General features: G+C 34.2%; 1 protein-coding gene. It reads left to right on the forward strand.

What is annotated here, in order from left to right:
- Nucleotides 1-31 precede the first annotated feature (31 nt).
- Nucleotides 32-700 carry a DUF6794 domain-containing protein gene (locus RM545_RS17470; protein WP_311496569.1) on the forward strand — a complete coding sequence of 223 codons (669 nt, stop codon included), beginning with the start codon at nucleotides 32-34 and terminating at the stop codon, nucleotides 698-700.
- Nucleotides 701-833 lie beyond the last annotated feature (133 nt).

Below are 833 nucleotides of genomic sequence, written 5' to 3' on the forward strand. Positions count from 1 at the left end.
GAGACGTTAGGCAAAATGCGAAAACAACAATATGCGAAAAACCACAATTATATCGATTATACTTTCGATTTCATTAGTTAGTTGTTCTGGTCTATTTAATTCCTACAAGTCTGAAATAGATGGTGTTTATATTCCCAAAAATTTAGAAGATGCTATTTCAGAAGTTAACGGATTTTATCCTGATTCTCTCAAAACTGAAATAAGAAAACTATCGGAAAATGAATTTGTTGGACAATATCATATGGGAACCGGTCTATATATGCGGAACAATTGGAACCTTTGGGGCGGTTCGAGATTAAGTAAATACTTTAAGCGCAAAGGAATTAAACATCCTGATGATATGTCTGGAATTATCCTTACAAGCTTTCATCGAAGATTAACAGGAAAGGAGATAAATTTTAGAGAGCAGGTTTCAGAATATAAAGAGTATTGGAAAGAATCAAAAAAATTGCACAATAATGCAAAATTGCCAAGACAATCAAAATATCCTGCTGATAGTCTGGAATTTGGATATATGAAATGGTTTGAAAATAAAAACAAACCTTCGCTTTTGCATTTACAGACAAATTCCACAACTGATTCCCTTTGGATATTCGAGTATCAGTATGGATGGAAAAAAATAACGAAAGAGACAGCAGAAAAATTAAAACATCCAAAGCACAAAACAGACTCAATCTTAAACTTAGTTTATAAAGAGTAAAGCACTTTGCCTAAAAACGTATAAAAAAAATGCTCAAACCTATCTCGAATCGAAACTTCCTGCTCACTGGCTTAGCGGATTGTCCTGCGGACAATCAAGCTCGCCAGCTCGCACAGTTTTTATACGGGACGTT

The organism is Autumnicola lenta, from assembly GCF_031846515.1.
GTDB lineage: Bacteria > Bacteroidota > Bacteroidia > Flavobacteriales > Flavobacteriaceae > Autumnicola > Autumnicola lenta.

Coding starts and splice junctions, on each gene's coding strand:
- RM545_RS17470 (WP_311496569.1), top strand. CDS start 32: ATGCGAAAAACCACAATTATATCGATTATACTTTCGATTTCATTAGTT.